We start from the raw sequence: 17224 nt of genomic DNA, 5'->3' as shown, positions 1-17224 counted from the left end.
CCGCACGGATCCCGAGCGGGGACTGGCAGCGCCTTTGCCCGTCAGAACCGCCGGAACCGTCACGGCGGTCCGGACGTTCAGGACCCCACGAAGAGCACCAGCAGCAGCCAGACCACCGGCGCCGTGGGCAGCAGCGAGTCGAGCCGGTCCATGATCCCGCCGTGCCCCGGCAGCAGCGTCCCCATGTCCTTGATCCCGAGGTCACGCTTGATCATGGACTCGCCGAGGTCGCCGAGCGTGGCGCTGGCCGCGACGGCCAGGCCGATCAGCAGCCCCTGCCACCAGGCACCACCATCGATCAGGAACTCCATCAGGAGCGCGCCGGCCACCATCGCGAAGGCGACGGCGCCGCCGAGCCCCTCCCAGGTCTTGCCAGGGCTGATGCGCGGCGCGAGCTTGTGCGTACCGAAGCGCCAGCCGACGGCGTACGCGCCGGTGTCGCTGACGACGGTCAGCACGAGGAACATCAGCACACGCTGCGAACCGTCCCCCGCCGTGAGCATCATCGCGACGAAGGTCGCCAGGAACGGCACGTAGAACGCGGCGAAGACCCCTGCGGTGACGTCCTTGAGGTAGCCCTCAGGCGGCTCCGTCATGCGCCAGATCAGCACGGCGAGCGCGGTGAGGGCCATCGCGACCCAGGCGCCCTCCGCGCCGCGCGCGTACCCGGCGACGACCATCGCGGCGCCGCCCACGGCCAGCGGCACGAGCGGTGCCTTGATGCCCTTCTTCTCGTCGAGCCGCGAGGTCAGCTCCCACAACCCCACGACCACGGCGACCGCTATGACACCGATGAACACGGCCTTGACGATGAAGAGCGACGCGGCGACCACCGCGCCGAGCCCGACACCGACTCCTATGGCCGCGCGCAGATCACGGCCGGCCCGCTTCTTCGGCGGGGGCGGCGGAGGGACGGCCATGGGCTCCTGCGGAGTCTCGTCGCGGAACAGGGGGCCGCCCGGCCGAGCAGCCCCCCGGTCGTCGTTCTGGTCCCCGCCGTTCGCGGGTTCGTCGGGCACGATGGGCATGGGCCGAGTCTGCTGTGCGGAATGCTCATCGTATGCGGGACCCGCCGGGGCAGCCCCCTGGTCGGTCGGTCCCCAGTAACCGGCTGTCGGCAAGGCCCCCCGGGAAGAGTCGTTCATCAGACTTCGAGCAGCTCGGCTTCCTTGTGCTTGAGCAGCTCGTCCACCTGCGCGACGTACTTCGCGGTGGTGTCGTCGAGCTCCTTCTCGGCGCGGCGTCCCTCGTCCTCGCCGACCTCTCCGTCCTTGACCAGCTTGTCGATGGTCTCCTTGGCCTTGCGGCGTACGGCGCGGATCGAGATCTTGGAGTCCTCGGCCTTGGTCTTGGCGACCTTGATGAACTCCTTGCGGCGGTCCTGGGTCAGCTCCGGGAACACCACCCGGATGATGTTGCCGTCGTTGCTCGGGTTGACGCCGAGGTCGGAGTCCCGGATGGCCTGCTCGATGTTGCGCAGCGCGCTCTTGTCGAACGGGGTCACCACGGCCATCCGCGCCTCGGGTACGGCGAACGAGGCGAGCTGGTTGATCGGGGTGAGCGCACCGTAGTAGTCCGCCACGATCTTGTTGAACATCGCCGGATGCGCACGCCCGGTGCGGATCGCGGCGAAGTCGTCTTTGGCGACCAGGACGGCCTTCTCCATCTTCTCCTCGGCCTCGAGGAGGGTCTCTTCGATCACCACTTGCTCCTGCGTGTCTTGAGTGGGCCCGGCATGCTTGCCGGCCGGCGGAACCTGCGTCGCGTCCTGTCCTGCACGGTGTCCGACCGGCAGGGCTTTGTCCATCCCCGTACGGGGCAGCCCGGGGTCAGTTCCGGGTGCCCTGGTCGCTCACGAGCGTGCCGATCTTCTCACCCTTGACCGCACGCGCGATATTGCCTTCCTTCAGCAATTCGAAGACAAGGATCGGCAGCCGGTTGTCCTGGCACAGCGTGATCGCGGTCATGTCGGCGACGCGCAGATCGCCGGCGATGACCTCGCTGTATTCGAGCGCGTCGAACTTGACCGCGTCGGGGTTGGTCTTGGGGTCGGAGTCGTACACCCCGTCCACGCCGTTCTTGCCCATCAACAGCGCCTGGGCGTCGATCTCCAGGGCGCGCTGGGCGGCGGTGGTGTCGGTGGAGAAGTACGGCATGCCCATACCTGCGCCGAAGATGACGACGCGGCCCTTCTCCAGGTGCCGTACGGCCCGCAGCGGGATGTACGGCTCCGCGACCTGGCCCATGGTGATGGCCGTCTGGACGCGGGAGTCGATGCCTTCCTTCTCCAGGAAGTCCTGGAGGGCCAGACAGTTCATGACCGTGCCGAGCATGCCCATGTAGTCGGAGCGTGCCCGGTCCATGCCGCGCTGCTGGAGTTCGGCGCCGCGGAAGAAGTTGCCGCCGCCGAGGACGACCGCGATCTGGGCGCCGTCGCGGACGACGGCGGCGATCTCGCGGGCGATGGCGTGTACGACGTCGGGATCGACTCCGAGCGCCCCTCCGCCGGCGAACGCCTCACCGGACAGCTTCAGCATGAAGCGGCGCTTCGCACCGTCGGCGCTCTTCTCGGCGCTCTTGTCGGCCTGTTCCATGGAGATCTCCTCGTGCACATACGAAGAAGGCCATTGCCGGGGTCCTTGCGGTTCCCTGTGCGGCAATGGCCTCCTCGTCAGATCTGCGGTCGCCCGGCCGCCTACGAAGTAATGCCGTCAGGCACACGCGAGCGACTGCCTCCGACCCTATCGGGGTCTTTGGTTGATCGCGTACGGACTCAGACGCCGACCTTGATGCGCGAGAAGCGCGTCAGGGTGACACCGGCCTCGTCCAGGATCTTCTGAACGGACTTCTTGTTGTCCTTCGCGAAAGCCTGCTCCAGAACGACGTTCTCCTTGAAGAAGCCGTTGACGCGACCCTCGATGATCTTCGGAAGGGCGGCCTCGGGCTTGCCCTCCTCGCGCGAGGTGGCCTCGGCGACGCGGCGCTCCTTCTCGACCGTCTCGGCCGGGACCTCGTCGCGGTTGAGGTACTTCGGCGCGAAGGCGGTGATGTGCTGCGCGACGTCCTTGGCGACCTGGGCGTCTTCCTTGTCCAGCTCGACCAGCACGCCGACCTGCGGCGGGAGGTCGGGCATGGTGCGGTGCATGTACGCCGCGACGTAGCCGCCGGTGAACTGCGCGAAGCGGTCCAGGACGATCTTCTCGCCGAGGTTCGCGTTCGCCTCGTCCACGTACGCCTGGACGGTCTTGCCAGCCTCGATCTCGGAGGCGAGCAGCGTGGCCAGGTCGGCCGGGGACGTCGCGGCGACGTGGGCGGCGAGCGTGTTGGCCACGGCCTGGAACTTGTCGCCCTTGGCGACGAAGTCCGTCTCGCACTTCAGCTCAAGGAGGACGCCGGAGGTCTTGTCGTCGGAGATGAGGGAGACGACGGCGCCGTTCTCGGCCGAACGGCCCTCGCGCTTGGCGACGCCCTTCTGACCCTTGACGCGGAGCGTCTCGACGGCCTTATCGACACTGCCGTCGGCCTCTTCCAGGGCTTTCTTGCAGTCCATCATGCCGGCGCCGGTGAGCTCGCGGAGCTTCTTGACGTCAGCGGCGGTGAAGTTCGCCATGATCTGTAATTCTCTTTCGAAGGTCTGAAAGATCTACGGGTGAACGGCGGGGGCCGATGGGCCCCCGCCGTCAACTGCCGAACCTGGTGAAGGTCAGGCCTGCTCGGTGTCCGCGGCCGGGGCCTCGGCGGCGGGCGCCTCGGCGGGCTTCTCGGCCTCGGCGGCCGGGGCGGCCTCGACGGTCTCAGCAGCCTCAGCGGCCGGAGCCTCGGTGGCGGCCTCGGCCGGCTTCTCGGCGTCGTCCTTCTTCTCGCCCTCAAGCAGGTCGCGCTCCCACTCGGCGAGGGGCTCGCCGGCGGCCTTCTCGCCCGGCTTCGAGTCACCGGTGGCGACGCCGGAACGGGCGATGAGGCCCTCGGCGACAGCGTCGGCAATCACGCGGGTGAGCAGGGTGACGGAGCGGATCGCGTCGTCGTTGCCCGGGATCTTGTAGTCGACCTCGTCGGGGTCGCAGTTGGTGTCGAGGATCGCGACGACCGGGATGTGGAGCTTGCGCGCCTCACCGACGGCGATGTGCTCCTTCTTGGTGTCGACGATCCAGACGGCGCTGGGCACCTTCTGCATCTCGCGGATACCACCGAGGGTCTTCTCCAGCTTGGCCTTCTCGCGGGAGAGAACCAGCAGCTCCTTCTTGGTGAGGCCGGAGGCGGCCACGTCCTCGAAGTCGATCTGCTCAAGCTCCTTCAGACGCTGAAGGCGCTTGTAGACGGTGGAGAAGTTGGTGAGCATGCCGCCCAGCCAGCGCTGGTTGACGTAGGGCATGCCTACGCGCGTCGCCTGCTCGGCGATGGCTTCCTGCGCCTGCTTCTTCGTACCGACGAACATGATGGAACCGCCGTGGGCGACGGTCTCCTTGACGAACTCGTAGGCGCGGTCGATGTACGACAGCGACTGGAGCAGGTCGATGATGTAGATGCCGTTGCGCTCCGTGAAGATGAAGCGCTTCATCTTCGGGTTCCAACGACGGGTCTGGTGACCGAAGTGGACGCCGCTTTCCAGCAGCTCCCGCATCGTGACGACGGCCATGGCCGTACTCCTTGAGGTACTCGGTTGTCGCGTCCGCCGGACGGCAGTCGCGCCTGACGCCTCGATTGCGCTGTGCCACGGGAACAGCCCGAGACCGAGAAGCGCTGGCATCGGCGCGAAGAGGCCGATGACGAGGCGTGCGAAGTCGACCCGGTGACCCGGATCGCCACAAGAAGTGTACGGGACCTTCGCACCCTCGGGTGACGGCGTTATCCACAACCGGTCAGTAGTCCACAGATCCGGTTCATGATCAGCGCGGTCCGGGCTTTCGGGTCCACGGTGTATCGCATGATCACCCATCGCGTCAGCCGCCGTTCGCTGTTCCCGCGCCTGCTCGCCCGCGCCGGAGCCCATGTCCGCAAGCCGTCCTTCACCCCTGCCCTCGCCATCGCCCTCACGCTCGCCGCGGGGCTGCTCTGGGCTCCTCACGCCTCCGCCGCCCCGACGCCCGCGCCTGCCGGGACGCCCGCGCCTTCCGAGCCCCCTCCCGACATCCCGTCCACCGTCCCGCCCGACGTCCCCGACGGCCGCCGGTCCTGGCCGGTGGGCTCGCGGCCCACGGTGCTGCGCGGCTGGCAGCCGCCGGCGACGGGGTACGGGCCCGGTCACCGCGGCGTGGACCTGGGGGCGCCCGCGGGTGCGCCGGTACGAGCCGCCGCGTCAGGGCGGGTCTCCTTCGCGGGCCCCGTGGCGGGGCGTGGGGTGGTCTCGATCACCCTGCCCGGCACGGGCGATCCATCGCTGCGCACCACTTACGAACCGGTGGAACCGCTGGTCAGGAGAGGGGACCAGGTCGTGGCGGGCCAAGTGGTCGGGGTGCTGGCGGCCGGCCCTTCCCACTGCCCGACGACCTGCCTCCACTGGGGGCTGCTGCGGGGCGACACCTACCTGGACCCGCTGTCGCTGCTGCCGCCGGGCATGCTCCGCCGGGGCCCCTCCCGGCTGCTGCCGGTGCTCGGAGTGCCGGAACCGGCGGCATCGACGCTCACGCCGCCGAGGCCGACGCGGGCGGTGGGGGCGACCACGGAGTCGGTCCCGTCCGGTGGGTACGGCGCCTCGCACGGGGCGTACGGGCTGTACGCGCTGGTGCTGCTGGCGGTGGCAGTCCTGGCCCGTCGCCCGGGGCGCCGTGGGCCCGCCGGGTTCAGCCCCGTACGCCGCGCAGCGCCATGGCGACGGCCGCCTCGGCGATCTCCGGCGGGGCCTCGGCCGCACCGAGTTCGATACGGCGGACCGCCGCGTCCACCACGCCCTGGAGCAGCATCGCGGCCAGCCGGGGCTGCTCCTGGCCCAGTTCGGCCAGGGCTTCGACGATCATGGCGATCAGGCCGCCGTGCGCGGCACGGATCTTCTCCCGGGCGCCCGCGTCCAGCTCGCTCGCGGAGATGGCGACGACCGCGCGGTGGCGCCGGTCACCGACCAGGGCGAGCTGCTGCCGTACGTACGCCTCGATCTTGGCCTCGGGGGTGTCCGCACCGGCCATGGCCGCTTCGACCTCCGCCGCCCAGACCGGGAAGTCGACGGCGCACAGCTCCTCGACGACGGCGGCGCGCGAGCGGAAGTATTCGTAGACCGAGGACCTGGCGAGGCCCGTGCGCTCGGCGAGGGCGGGGAAGGTCAGCGCTTCCGTACCGCCTTCGGACAGGAGGGAGCGCGCGGCGTCCAGCAGGGCGCCGCGTTGCATGGTCCGGTGCTCGGCCACGGAGGCCGCTCGAATCCTTGGCACGCCTCCACTTTACGGATGCGATCGCGGCAGCACAGCCTCAGCGTCCGACGTCGGCCAGCTTGGCCCGCAGTTGGAGCACGGATTTTGTGTGGATCTGGCTGACCCTGCTCTCGGTCACACCGAGCACATTGCCGATCTCGGCGAGGGTCAGACCCTCGTAGTAGTAGAGCGTGACCACGGTTTTCTCCCGGTCGGGGAGGGTGTTGATCGCGCGCGCCAGCAACCGTCTCAGCTCGCGGTCCTCGGCGACCTCCACCGGATTGTCGGCGGCGGTGTCCTCCAGGGTGTCCATCAGGCTGAGCCGCTCGCCGCCCTCACCGCCGACATGGAGCAGCTCTTCCAGCGCGACGACGTTCGCCAGGGACAACTGGCTGAAAACCGCGTGCAGTTCCTCCAGTGCGATACCCATTTCCGCGGCCACCTCCGCCTCGGTGGGGGTACGCCTGAGCTGGGCTTCCAGGGTGGCGTAGGCGCGCTCGACGGCTCGCGCCTTCTGCCGTACGGAGCGTGGGATCCAGTCCAGCGCCCGGAGTTCGTCGATCATGGCCCCGCGGATCCGGGTGATCGCGTACGTCTCGAACTTGATCGATCGCTCGATGTCGAACTTCTCGATCGCGTCGATGAGACCGAAGACCCCGGAGGAGACGAAGTCCGCCTGCTCGACGTTGGCGGGCAGCCCGACACTGACCCGGCCCGCGACATACTTCACCAGCGGCGAGTAGTGGAGGATGAGCTGGTCGCGCAGTCGGCTGTCGCCCGTGGTCTTGTACGACCGCCACAACTCGTTGAGCGACGAGGGCGCGGGGGAACGCACGGCGCTCCGGGCAGCCGGGGGCGCTGCCGCGCGATCAGACCCGGAGGTGTGCTGGGGCATGCGTCGCCTTGAGCCGTTCTGCCGTGAAGTGCGGGGGACATCTCGCTGGACCGGAGTCCAGGTGAGCGTAGCGTGACTGAGGAGTCGCGCTGCGCGAGGAGTGGGCGGCCGGACCCGCCCCGGTGGATGCCGTCGGTCACGTATTCGATCGGGTGCCGGCCCCGCCAGGTCCTGTCCGGGCACCGGCGCGACGCAGGTCGCCGATAGCGGTTCGAGGATCATCCCTCTCACCTTTTCACCCGAATGCCCCAGGTCAAGCACCGCCTCGCCGCGCGACGGTTCCCGGTGTGGTCCGGGAGGCCAACTGCCACCGGTCGCCGTGCCGTTCGACGAACCCCAACGAGTGGAGTTCGTACAGCCTGCCGAGCGCCTCGTCCGCCGTCGTGCCCGCGTCCCGCGCGATCTCCCGCCCTTCGGCGGCGCCTCGGGCCGGCAGTGCCTCAAGGACCTGCGCACTGAGCGGATCGAGCAGATCCCTGGGGAGTACGGGGCCCCGGCGGGCCGGGGCAAGGTCCCCGATGTCTCCGACGAGTTCGACCACTTCGGCGGCGTCAGTGACCAGTACGCCTTCTCCGCGTAGCAGTTCGTGCACCCCTGCCGAGAGCCCGCTGGTGGCGGATCCCGGGACGCCCATGGTGAAACGGCCGAGCCGCTGTGCGCAGCGCGCGGTGACGAGGGAGCCGCTGCGGTACTCCGCCTCCACCACGACGGTCCCCCGGGTGAGCGCGGCGATGACACGGTTACGCAGCACGAATCTGCTGCGGGTCGGATGGTCGCCCGGGGGTAATTCGCCGATGACCAGGCCCTGTTCAGCGATCCGGCCCACCAACTCGGCGTGGCCCGGCGGGTAGACCACGTCGACGCCGCAGGCGAGTACGGCCACGGTCGCCCCGTCGGCCGCCAGAGCGCCGCGGTGGGCCGCTCCGTCGACGCCGAACGCGGCGCCCGAGGTCACCACCCAGCCGCGTTCGGCGAGACCGGAGCCGAGAGTGGCCGCCATATGTGCCCCGTACGGAGTACACGCCCGGGCCCCGACGACCGCGACGGAGCGCAGGGACCAGATCCGCAGATCCGGCCGGCCGCGGATCCACAGGCCGATGGGCCGGGCCGCGCCGAGGTCGTCGAGCTGGCTGGGCCACTCCGCGTCGCCGGGGCAGACGAACCGGCCGCCGATCGCTGTGATCGCCGACAGGTCGCGCTCGGGCTCGGCCCGCGCCGCCCGGGCCCGGTAGCCGTCGAGCCGCCGCTCGGTGGCTCCGGCGAGCTGCCCGCGTACGGCGTCCTGGGCCCCGGCCTGTGAGCCGAGCAGGTCCAGCAGCCTGACGGCGCCGAACGCGCGCAGCCATCGGCCGCCCTGTTCGTCGCCCGGTTCGAGGATCCGGGTGAGCGCGGCGCGCGCCAGCCGCTCCCGGGGGTCCACGTGGGTCATGAGACGTCTCCCGCCGCGCCCCTGGTGCCCCTGGCGATGCCCGTGCGCAGCTCCAGGGCGAGGTCCACGTGGCGCGCTTCCGGCCGGTCACAGCCGGCGAGGTCCGCGACCGTCCAGGCCACTCTCAGGACCCGGTCGAGACCGCGTGCGGTAAGCAGCCCGCGCTCCAGATCCCGTTCCGCGGCGCCGAGCGCTCCGGGGGCGACGGGCCAACGGGTCCGCAGCTCATGGCCGGGGACTTCGCTGTTGACCGACCAGGGCGTGCCGTCCAGCCGGGCCGCGGACCGCGCTCTGGCCTCCCGTACCCGTGCGGCGACCGCCGCCGTCGACTCGCCCCGGCCGCCCTGCCCCAGGAGATCCGCCCGTCCAACAGGCTGGACACTCACCCGCAGGTCGACCCGGTCGAGCAGCGGCCCCGAGAGCCGTGACTGATAGCGGCGGATCACCGAGGGCGGGCACTCACATCCCGCGCCGTTCAGGGTGTGCCGTCCGCAGGGGCAGGGGTTGGCCGCGAGCACCATGAGGAAGCGGGCCGGCAGCCGCACCACCCCCGCGCTGCGTGCCACGACCACGTGGCCCGACTCCAAGGGCTGACGCAGGGCGTCCAGCGCCCGTCCGGAGAATTCTGGCGCTTCGTCCAGAAAAAGTACGCCGCGATGTGCCAACGAGACCGCGCCGGGCCGTGGCAGCCCGTTCCCGCCGCCGACCAGTGACTGCATGGTCGCCGAGTGGTGCGGTGCGCAGTACGGCGGTGTGTGCACGAGCGGTTCGCCCGGTGGGAGAATGCCCGCCACCGAGTGGACCGCGGTGACCTCCAGGGATTCCTGGCCGGTCAGCGGCGGCAGAACAGCGGGCAGTCGCTCGGCGAGCATGGTCTTGCCCGCGCCCGGCGGCCCTTGGAGCAGCAGATGATGTCCGCCCGCCGCGGCCACCTCAAGGGCGGTACGGGCGGTGGCCTGGCCCGCCACGTCCGCGAGGTCAGGACGGTGGCCGTCACCCGCGGCGCCTGTGGCGAGTCCGGTGCCGACACCGACTCCTGGCACCATCAGCCCCGCCAGCATGGCGTCAGGGCGGCCCTGCCCGGGCTCCTGCGGCTCATCCGGGACCGCCTCGCCGGTCAGTACGGCGATGAGCTGGCGCAGGCTCCGTACCCCGAGGACGGAGACTCCCGGCACCAGGGACGCCTCGCCCGCGGTCTGCTCGGGGACGACGACCTGGCGGTACCCGGCCTCGGCCGCCGCGAGCACCGCGGGCAGCACCCCGCGCACCGGCCGGACCCGCCCGTCCAGACCCAGTTCCCCGATGAGCACCAGATCGGCGATCACCTTGGGGTCGATACGCTCGGCCGCCCCGAGGACGGAGCAGGCGACGGCGAGATCGAAGCCGCTGCCGCTCTTGGGGACGGAGGCGGGGCTGAGCCCCACCGTGAGCTTCTTCTGCGGCCACTCCCCGCCGGAGTTGACAACGGCCGCCCTGACCCGGTCACGGCTCTCCACCAGGCTCTTGTCGGGCAGTCCGACCAGGGTGAAAGCGGCCACGCCGGGCTCCAGATCGGCCTGGACCTCGACGACCACACCCTCGACACCCACCAGCGCGACCGAACACGCACGCGCGAACCCCATCAGGCCACCCCCCGTGCGTGCTCGACCTCGGGGGCACCCCGTCGGGGCAGCACCACGCCGATCAGGTCGATCCGTACGCCGCCGGGCGGCGGGCCCCCGTGCCGGTCCAGCCAGCAGGCGGCGAGCCGCCTCAGCCGGTCGGCCTTCTCCGGCGTGACCGCGGCCATCGGGTGTTCGAACGAACCCGCTCTGCGGGTCTTCACCTCGCAGACGACCAGCGTCTCCCGGCCGTGGGTATCGCTGTCCCGGGCGACGATGTCGATCTCGCCCGTCCTGCCGCACCGCCAGTTGCGGGCGAGCACGATCATCCCCGCCGCGGCCAGCCGCCGCGCCGCGAGATTCTCGCCGTACCTTCCCAGTGCCCCCGTCGCGTTCATTTCGGCACCACCTCCGGCACCGACTCTGACGCGATCTCCCGATACGAGTGGATCTTGGTGGAAAACCTACCGAGTGTGGATAACTCGCTCACCCGTCCGAGTGATCTCCGGGCCCTCAGCGCCGATGGCCGGTCTCACGCACTTCAGCCGCCGGGCAATTCGAGATCGCTCTTGTTCAGCTCCTCGATATTCACGTCCTTGAACGTGAGCACCCGCACCTGCTTGACGAACCTGGCCGGCCTGTACATGTCCCAGACCCATGCATCCGCCATCGTGACCTCGAAGAACACCTCGCCCTGGACCGAGTGCACCTGCATCTCGTAGTCGTTGGTGAGATAGAAGCGACGCTCGGTCTCGATCACGTATTTGAACAGGCCGACGACATCGCGGTACTCCCGGTAGAGCTTCAGCTCCATCTCGGTCTCGTACTTTTCGAGGTCCTCGGCGCTCATGGCATGTTCCCCTTCAGCCGTACGTTCCCCTATTGTGCTCCGGCCCCCGCGCCGCTAGACGTGCTCGGGCGCGAGGTCCACCGGCGTGTCCGGGGGACCCTCGTCGAGCAGCGTGCGCAGCAGCTCGGCGAGCCTGGTCGGATACACCGTCTCACGCGCCGCCGACAGTTCGGCGGAGGTCCACCACCTCAGCCCCGCGACGCTGCGTCGTTCCAGGTCGGTGAGGTCACCGAGGGAGGCTTCGGTCCGCGCCGTACGCGCCAGGAAGTACCACTCGTCCTGGTCCCAGCGGCGGCCGTCGAAGGGGAAGGAGCAGAGACGGCGCCACAGCACGGGCCCCAGCTCCACCTGTGTGATCCCCGTCTCCTCCGCCAGCTCGCGCAGCGCGGCCTCCTCTCGGCTCTCATCGCCCTCCAGGCCACCGCCGGGCGTGAACCACCAGCGGCGGTCGGGATCGCCCGGCTCGTACCCGTGCATCAGCAGCACGCGGTCCTCGGGGTCGAGCAGTACCACCCGCGCCACCCTCCTGAGCGCCTGTGCCTGAGCAGCCTCCGCCCCGGGGCGGTCGTCAGGCGGCATGGGCGGACGCTCCCTCGCCACGGGGCTCGCTCCGGCGTCTCTTCGCGATCAGCCGTACGACCGGTGCGTACGCCGCGCCTCCGAAGATCAGGAGCGCGCCGCCCACCACGGCCGCGACGAGCGCTTGCAGCGGCCCGGGCGCGGACACGCCGCCCGGCAGCGCCGCGAAGGCCGCAGGCCGGCCGATCATGCCGCCCAGCGGCCAGGCCACGGCGTCCACACGCGCGTCCACCGCCGTGCGCGGCACCGAGCCCTGTGTGGGGTCCTGGAGGTGGACGCGGGAGTCCAGTGAGCCGCTGCGCTCGTCGCCGAGCAGGAAGAGCTGGCCCGCGGGTACGGTCGCGTCGAAGTCGGTCGAGGAGGCCCGTCCGCCGAGCATGCCCTGCACGTACGGCTCCTCGACCGGTTTCCCGTTGACGGTCAGCCGGCCGGACGCGTCACAGCAGGCGACCGTGTCGCCGCCGACGCCGACCACACGCTTGACCATCGGCAGGTCGCTCCACTCGGAGTCGGTGAAGACGACCACGTCCCCCCGGCGTACGCCGCCACCGGAGATCCGCTGGGCCAGCACCCGGTCCCCCGCCTTCACGGTCGGGTCCATCGAGTCGGTGGGCACGGTGTACGGCCGGTACTCGACTGCCGCCCAGACGAACCCCCCGAGGAAGAGCACACAGCCGACGGCCACGGCCAGCCCCGACAGCACACTGCCAAGGCGGCCGTGGCCGCTGTTCTTACGTTCTGTTGTGCTCATCCCAGCACTCCCCCCGTTCGGAGAACGATCTGGGACGGCACCCTACCCGGCGGTACTCCGGCGGGTCAGCCTCCTTCTGCGCCACAGCACGATCGGCACGGCTCCGGCCAGGGCGAGCGCTCCGGGCGTCGCGGCCGTCGCAACGGAGGCCGCCGTATTCAGACCGGACTGGTCGAACGTGCCGGGCACCGGGAGGAAGGACCAGCGGTTGACCGGCCAGGCGACGACGAAGGCGCGGCCCACGACGTTCGAGTTCTGGACCGTTCCGTTGCCGGGAAGCTCTTGGTGGTAGCGGGAGTCCAGCGAATTCTGCCGGTGATCGCCCATCACCCAGATGCTGTCCTTGGGCACCTTGATCGGGCCGAACGGCTCGTCGTCACAGGGAGTGTTGCCGGGGTAGATGTAGTCCGTCTCGTCCAGCGCGTGGCCGTTGACGTGAACCTTTCCACCCTTTTTGCATTCGACCGTGTCGCCGCCGACCGCGACGACCCGCTTGATCAGGTCCTTCTCGTCGGAGGACGGCATCAGCCCGATGAGGCCGAGGGCCCACTGCACCGCGTTCGGTTCGGGGGTCTCGGCGCCGTCCAGCCAGCCGCCCGGGTCGTTGAAGACGACGACCTCGCCGCGCTGCGGCTCGGAGCCGAACCACGGTGTGAGCTTGTCCACCAGCACCCGGTCGCCGCGCTGCAGGGTGTCCTGCATCGAGTCCGAGGGGATCGAAAACGCCTGGACGAGAAAAGCCTTGATCAGGAAGGCGAGAAGAAGCGCGATCCCGATCAGGAGAGGCAGTTCCTTCCAGAAGGAACGCGGCTTCCTCGGCGCCGTCGCGCCGCCTCCGTCCGGCCCCTCCCCGCCGTCGCCCCGCCGTTCCGCCGACTCGTCCGTCACGTCTTCGGGCGACTCGGCGAGCTGCTCGCGTCCCTCCTCGGGATCGTCGTGTCCGGATCGTGCGCCGACCGCCACATCCCCCACATCCACTCCTTACTCCGCGCGAATACTCTGTGTGATCGCCTGTCCCTAAGAAGGGACAGGCCCACCACTCCCATAACGAGCGGGAGTTCCGCAGGGGTCGGGAGCCGGACCAATCCGTTTCGATCCTGGGAAGACAGACTATTCGACGGTCCTGCCGCCGTGGTCGGCGCGGCACGCGCATCGGGTACGGAAGCGAAGGTCGACCGCTGCTCCAGTCCGCTCCAGTGGTCGAGCGGCCAGGCGATGACCACCGCGCGGCCCACGACCCCGGCCTCGGAGACCGTACCGCTGTACTCCTCCTGGAGATGAAAGCGGGAATCGGCCGAATTGGAGCGGTGATCGCCCATGACGAAGATACGTCCGGCGGGGACCTGTACCTCGAAGGGGATCGTGGAGGGCGCGTTGCCGGGGTTCAGGTACTGCTCGGTGAGGGGCATGCCGTTGACCGTCACCTTGCCGTTGACGTCACAGCACTTGACGGTGTCACCGCCGACCGCGACGACCCGCTTGATCAGGTCCTTGTCATCCGCGGACGGCAACAGCCCGATGGCGGACAGCCCTTCCTTGAGCTGCTTGACCACCACCGGGGAGTTGTCCGGCGGGGGCTGCTCGTCCTGGAGCCAGTTTCCGGGGTCCTTGAAGACCACGACATCGCCGCGCTGCGGCTTGGAGCCGAACCAGGGGGTCAGTTTGTCCACCAGCACCCGGTCGCTGATCCTGATCGTCTGCTCCATGGATCCCGAAGGGATCACGAACGCCTGCACCAGGAACGTCTTGAGGACGACGGCGATCAGCAGCGCCACCGTGATCAGCAGCGGGATCTCCTTGGCCGCGGACCGGCTGCGGCGCCGCTTCACCTTCTTGGCGAGTTTGCGCCGCTCCGCACGGCCCGGCAGCGCCCGGCCCGTGGTGGGTCTGGAGCCGGTCGGCAGCCTGGTGTCGTACCCGTGATTCGCAGGACGCCCGCGCTTACCCATGGGCACCGCTCCCCGGAGCCGGGACCTCACGGAAGGCGTCTGTGGGCTCCAGGACGGACCAGCGGCCCACGGGCCAGCCGATCCAGTCCGCCCTTCCGATCACTCTCTCCACGGGCACCATCCCGCCTCCCGGCTCTCCGAGATGATCCCGGGAGTCACGCGAATTACTGCGATGATCGCCCATCACCCACAGGGTTCCCTCGGGCACGACGATGTCGAAAGGTACGCGGGAGGGAGCGTCACCGGCGTACACGTACCGCTCGTCAACGGCCCGGCCGTTCACTTCGACCCTGCCCCCCTTGTCGCAGCAGACCACACGGTCACCCCCCACACCGACCACGCGCTTGACGAAATCGGTCTCGGCGGGCTCGGCGAGTCCGAGGGCCGCGGCCGCCCCGTGCAGCAGCCCGGTGACGGGATTCCCACCGGCCGGCTCCTGTACGAAGGACCCGGTTCCGTCGAAGACGATCACGTCACCACGCTCCGGCGCGGTACCGAAACGGTACGCCAACTTGTTGACGAGCAAGCGGTCTCCGACACGGAGGGTGGGTTCCATCGAGCCACTGGGGATCAGAAATGGCTGGAGTACGAACGTGCTGAAGAGCAGCACGAAGACCGTGCAGAAAAGGCCGAGGAGCCCTGTACGGCGCCAGGAGAGCCACGAGCTCCCCACCGTGCCCCGGCCCGTGACGAGCCAGGGGGAACGCGAGAAGCGCGACCGCTCTTCCGCCCCCGTGGGGATGTCGGAAGAGCGGTCGCGCTTCTCGTGCTGTGCTTCGGTGTCCATCGGGGCCAGATCTTATCCGGCGGCCCTGTCGCACCGGGCGTGAGAAGAGTCCCGGCCCTCGGCTTGAGAAGTCTCAGGCCCAGGACCGTGGGGGCTCAGCGGTCGCGCTTCTCCTTGATCTTCGCGGCCTTGCCGCGCAGCTCACGGAGGTAGTACAGCTTGGCGCGGCGGACGTCACCGCGGCTGACCAGCTCGATCTTCTCGAAGATCGGGCTGTGGACCGGGAAGGTGCGCTCGACGCCGACGGAGAACGAGACCTTGCGAACCGTGAAGGTCTCGCGGACGCCCGAACCCTGGCGGCGGATGACGACACCCTTGAACTGCTGGATACGGGAGCGGTTGCCCTCGATGACGCGTACGTGGACGTTCACGGTGTCACCGGGGCGGAAGGCGGGGAGGTCGCTGCGGAGCGACGAGGCGTCGACGGAGTCGAGCAGGCTGGCCATGAAGGTCTGCTTCCTCGCTGATGCCACAGGTCATCAGCGGATGATCGGGAGAGAGTATGAGTGCCGTTCGCGTCGGGCGGGCGTCGGTCCCCCTGTGGCAGGGGCGCACACCGGACGTACAGCAGCGGCCTATTGTTCCACGTCGTCGGGCCTGCGCCAAAATCGGCCACTGGGCTCCGGCGACCAGCCCAGGATGGAGAGCGTTTCCCGGTCCTTCCTGTCGAAGGCGGCGGGGTCGCACCGTTCGATCAGATCGGGCCGGTTGAGCGCCGTACGCCGGAACGCCTCGTCGCGGCGCCACCGCGCGATCTTCCCGTGGTGGCCGCTGAGCAGAACGTCCGGGATGCCGCGCCCGCGCCACTCGGGCGGCTTGGTGTAGACGGGCCCCTCCAGCAGGTCGGCCATCGCGCCGGGGGCGAACGAGTCGTCGCGGTGCGACTCCGCGTTGCCGAGGACGCCGGGCAGCAGGCGGGCCACGGCCTCGGTGATCACCAGGACCGCGGCCTCGCCGCCGGCCAGCACGTAGTCGCCGATGGACACCTCGACGACGGGGATCCGCGTCGCGTATTCGTCGATGACCCGGCTGTCGATGCCTTCGTAGCGGGCGGGAGCGAAGAGCAGCCAGGGGCGCTCGGAGAGCTCCACGGCCAGCTTCTGGGTGAAGGGGCGGCCACTGGGCGTGGGAACGACCAGGACGGGGCCGTACGCGCCCGCCTCATAGCCGTCCGCAAGGGTCTCGTCGAGGGCGTCACCCCAGGGGCCGGTCTTCATGACCATGCCGGGGCCACCGCCGTAGGGCGTGTCGTCGACCGTGTTGTGCCGGTCGTACGTCCACTCCCGCAGGTCGTGCACGTGTACGTCGAGGCGTCCGCGCGCCCGGGCCTTGCCGACGAGCGAGACGTTCAGCGGTTCCAGGTACTCCGGGAAGATCGTGAGGACGTCGAGCCTCATCGGTCGTCGGCCTCTCCACCGCCGGGCACGATCTCCGCCCGGTCGTCGATCAGACCCGGCGGCGGGTCGATCACGGCCCGCTGCTCGGTCAGATCGATCTCGGTGACGATCTCCTCCACGAAGGGGATCATGACCTCGCTGCCGTCGGGCCGTTCCACGATGAACAGGTCCTGCGAGGGCAGGTGTGTGATCTCGGTGATCCGGCCGACCTCGGTGCCGTCGGTCAGGACGACGTCCAGGTCCATCAACTGATGGTCGTAGAACTCTTCCGGATCCTCGGGAAGCTCCTCCGGGTCGACCTCGGCGATCAGGAGGACATTGCGCAGGGCCTCGGCACCCGTACGGTCCCGCACTCCGGCGAAGCGCAGCAGCAGCCTGCCGCTGTGCACCCGGCCCGTCTCGATCGTCAGCGGCCCGGTCGATGCCGGTTCCGTGGCGAGGACGGCGCCGGGACCGAGCCGTACCTCGGGCTCGTCCGTACGCACCTCGACGGTGACCTCGCCCTTGATGCCGTGGGCGCGGCCGATCCGCCCGACTACCAACTGCACTGCCAAGCCCGCCCTCTGTGCGGCTGAACCGCCGCCCGCTCCCGCGGAGGTGGTCGCTCGCCGTCGTGGTTGCTCCATTGATGTTTCTGGTACCAGC

Annotated in this window: 18 protein-coding genes and 2 pseudogenes; 1 reads left to right on the top strand and 19 read right to left on the bottom strand. The window is 69.8% G+C overall.

Going from position 1 to position 17224, the window contains the following annotated elements; translation table 11 throughout:
• Positions 1 to 77: 77 nt before the first annotated feature.
• The 5 genes from ACIBJC_RS34435 to rpsB all read right to left on the bottom strand — a co-directional run bounded on the left by ACIBJC_RS34435 (position 78) and on the right by rpsB (position 4636).
• Positions 78 to 1145, bottom strand: a complete 1068-nt coding sequence (locus ACIBJC_RS34435; RefSeq protein WP_399299335.1) for a phosphatidate cytidylyltransferase — start codon at positions 1143 to 1145, stop codon at positions 78 to 80.
• A complete protein-coding gene (gene frr / locus ACIBJC_RS34430; protein ID WP_046499668.1) occupies positions 1145 to 1702 on the bottom strand; it encodes a ribosome recycling factor in 558 nt (185 codons plus the stop codon). Before frr ends, ACIBJC_RS34435 begins: the two co-directional genes overlap by 1 nt.
• Positions 1703 to 1829: 127 nt before the next feature.
• Entirely contained in the window at positions 1830 to 2594 is a 765-nt protein-coding gene (pyrH, locus tag ACIBJC_RS34425; protein ID WP_385001703.1) for a UMP kinase, read from the bottom strand.
• Positions 2595 to 2773: 179 nt separating this feature from the next.
• Complete coding sequence (tsf, locus tag ACIBJC_RS34420) at positions 2774 to 3610, bottom strand: translation elongation factor Ts (protein WP_329823016.1); 837 nt, start codon at positions 3608 to 3610, stop codon at positions 2774 to 2776.
• Positions 3611 to 3703: 93 nt separating this feature from the next.
• Positions 3704 to 4636, bottom strand: a complete 933-nt coding sequence (rpsB, locus tag ACIBJC_RS34415; protein WP_399299331.1) for a 30S ribosomal protein S2 — start codon at positions 4634 to 4636, stop codon at positions 3704 to 3706.
• 387 nt (positions 4637 to 5023) lie between these two features.
• On the opposite strand from rpsB, the pseudogene ACIBJC_RS34410 reads away from it, so the two are divergent.
• Positions 5024 to 5611 (top strand): annotated as a pseudogene (locus ACIBJC_RS34410) (peptidoglycan DD-metalloendopeptidase family protein); the annotation flags it as partial.
• 169 nt (positions 5612 to 5780) lie between these two features.
• Here ACIBJC_RS34410 and ACIBJC_RS34405 read toward each other — a convergent pair.
• The 14 genes and pseudogenes from ACIBJC_RS34405 to rimM all read right to left on the bottom strand — a co-directional run bounded on the left by ACIBJC_RS34405 (position 5781) and on the right by rimM (position 17127).
• Positions 5781 to 6338 carry a TetR/AcrR family transcriptional regulator gene (locus ACIBJC_RS34405; protein ID WP_399299498.1) on the bottom strand — a complete coding sequence of 186 codons (558 nt, stop codon included), beginning with the start codon at positions 6336 to 6338 and terminating at the stop codon, positions 5781 to 5783.
• Positions 6339 to 6399: 61 nt separating this feature from the next.
• Positions 6400 to 7236: an RNA polymerase sigma factor WhiG gene (gene whiG, locus ACIBJC_RS34400; protein ID WP_399299329.1), complete on the bottom strand. Its 837-nt coding sequence runs from the start codon at positions 7234 to 7236 to the stop codon at positions 6400 to 6402.
• A 253-nt stretch (positions 7237 to 7489) separates the two neighbouring features.
• Positions 7490 to 8665 carry a DNA-processing protein DprA gene (gene dprA, locus ACIBJC_RS34395; RefSeq protein ID WP_399299327.1) on the bottom strand — a complete coding sequence of 392 codons (1176 nt, stop codon included), beginning with the start codon at positions 8663 to 8665 and terminating at the stop codon, positions 7490 to 7492.
• Complete coding sequence (locus tag ACIBJC_RS34390; RefSeq protein ID WP_399299325.1) at positions 8662 to 10287, bottom strand: YifB family Mg chelatase-like AAA ATPase; 1626 nt, start codon at positions 10285 to 10287, stop codon at positions 8662 to 8664. Before ACIBJC_RS34390 ends, dprA begins: the two co-directional genes overlap by 4 nt.
• Positions 10287 to 10664, bottom strand: a complete 378-nt coding sequence (locus ACIBJC_RS34385) for a YraN family protein (protein ID WP_399299323.1) — start codon at positions 10662 to 10664, stop codon at positions 10287 to 10289. The genes ACIBJC_RS34390 and ACIBJC_RS34385 overlap by 1 nt, the downstream gene beginning before the upstream one ends.
• Positions 10665 to 10807: 143 nt before the next feature.
• Entirely contained in the window at positions 10808 to 11116 is a 309-nt protein-coding gene (locus ACIBJC_RS34380; protein WP_014675276.1) for a DUF2469 domain-containing protein, read from the bottom strand.
• Positions 11117 to 11170: 54 nt separating this feature from the next.
• Positions 11171 to 11695, bottom strand: coding sequence for an NUDIX hydrolase (locus ACIBJC_RS34375; protein ID WP_399299320.1), 525 nt, complete (start codon positions 11693 to 11695; stop codon positions 11171 to 11173).
• A complete protein-coding gene (gene lepB, locus ACIBJC_RS34370) occupies positions 11685 to 12446 on the bottom strand; it encodes a signal peptidase I (protein WP_399299318.1) in 762 nt (253 codons plus the stop codon). Before lepB (ACIBJC_RS34370) ends, ACIBJC_RS34375 begins: the two co-directional genes overlap by 11 nt.
• Positions 12447 to 12488: 42 nt before the next feature.
• A complete protein-coding gene (gene lepB, locus ACIBJC_RS34365) occupies positions 12489 to 13409 on the bottom strand; it encodes a signal peptidase I (protein ID WP_399299495.1) in 921 nt (306 codons plus the stop codon).
• Positions 13306 to 14395: pseudogene (gene lepB / locus ACIBJC_RS34360) on the bottom strand (signal peptidase I); the annotation flags it as partial. The gene lepB (ACIBJC_RS34365) and the pseudogene lepB (ACIBJC_RS34360), both read right to left, overlap by 104 nt.
• Complete coding sequence (gene lepB, locus ACIBJC_RS34355) at positions 14388 to 15182, bottom strand: signal peptidase I (protein ID WP_399299316.1); 795 nt, start codon at positions 15180 to 15182, stop codon at positions 14388 to 14390. The pseudogene lepB (ACIBJC_RS34360) and the gene lepB (ACIBJC_RS34355), both read right to left, overlap by 8 nt.
• Before the next feature lie 95 nt (positions 15183 to 15277).
• A complete protein-coding gene (rplS, locus tag ACIBJC_RS34350) occupies positions 15278 to 15628 on the bottom strand; it encodes a 50S ribosomal protein L19 (RefSeq protein WP_329823025.1) in 351 nt (116 codons plus the stop codon).
• Positions 15629 to 15757: 129 nt separating this feature from the next.
• A complete protein-coding gene (trmD, locus tag ACIBJC_RS34345; protein WP_399299313.1) occupies positions 15758 to 16579 on the bottom strand; it encodes a tRNA (guanosine(37)-N1)-methyltransferase TrmD in 822 nt (273 codons plus the stop codon).
• Positions 16576 to 17127 carry a ribosome maturation factor RimM gene (gene rimM, locus ACIBJC_RS34340; protein WP_329823027.1) on the bottom strand — a complete coding sequence of 184 codons (552 nt, stop codon included), beginning with the start codon at positions 17125 to 17127 and terminating at the stop codon, positions 16576 to 16578. The genes trmD and rimM overlap by 4 nt, the downstream gene beginning before the upstream one ends.
• Between the last annotated feature and the right edge of the window lie 97 nt (positions 17128 to 17224).

This window comes from Streptomyces sp. NPDC050509 (genome assembly GCF_044457965.1).
Classification (GTDB): Bacteria; Actinomycetota; Actinomycetes; order Streptomycetales; family Streptomycetaceae; genus Streptomyces.
Note: the sequence above shows the minus strand (reverse complement) of the source record. Positions and strands in the feature narration are given on the sequence as shown.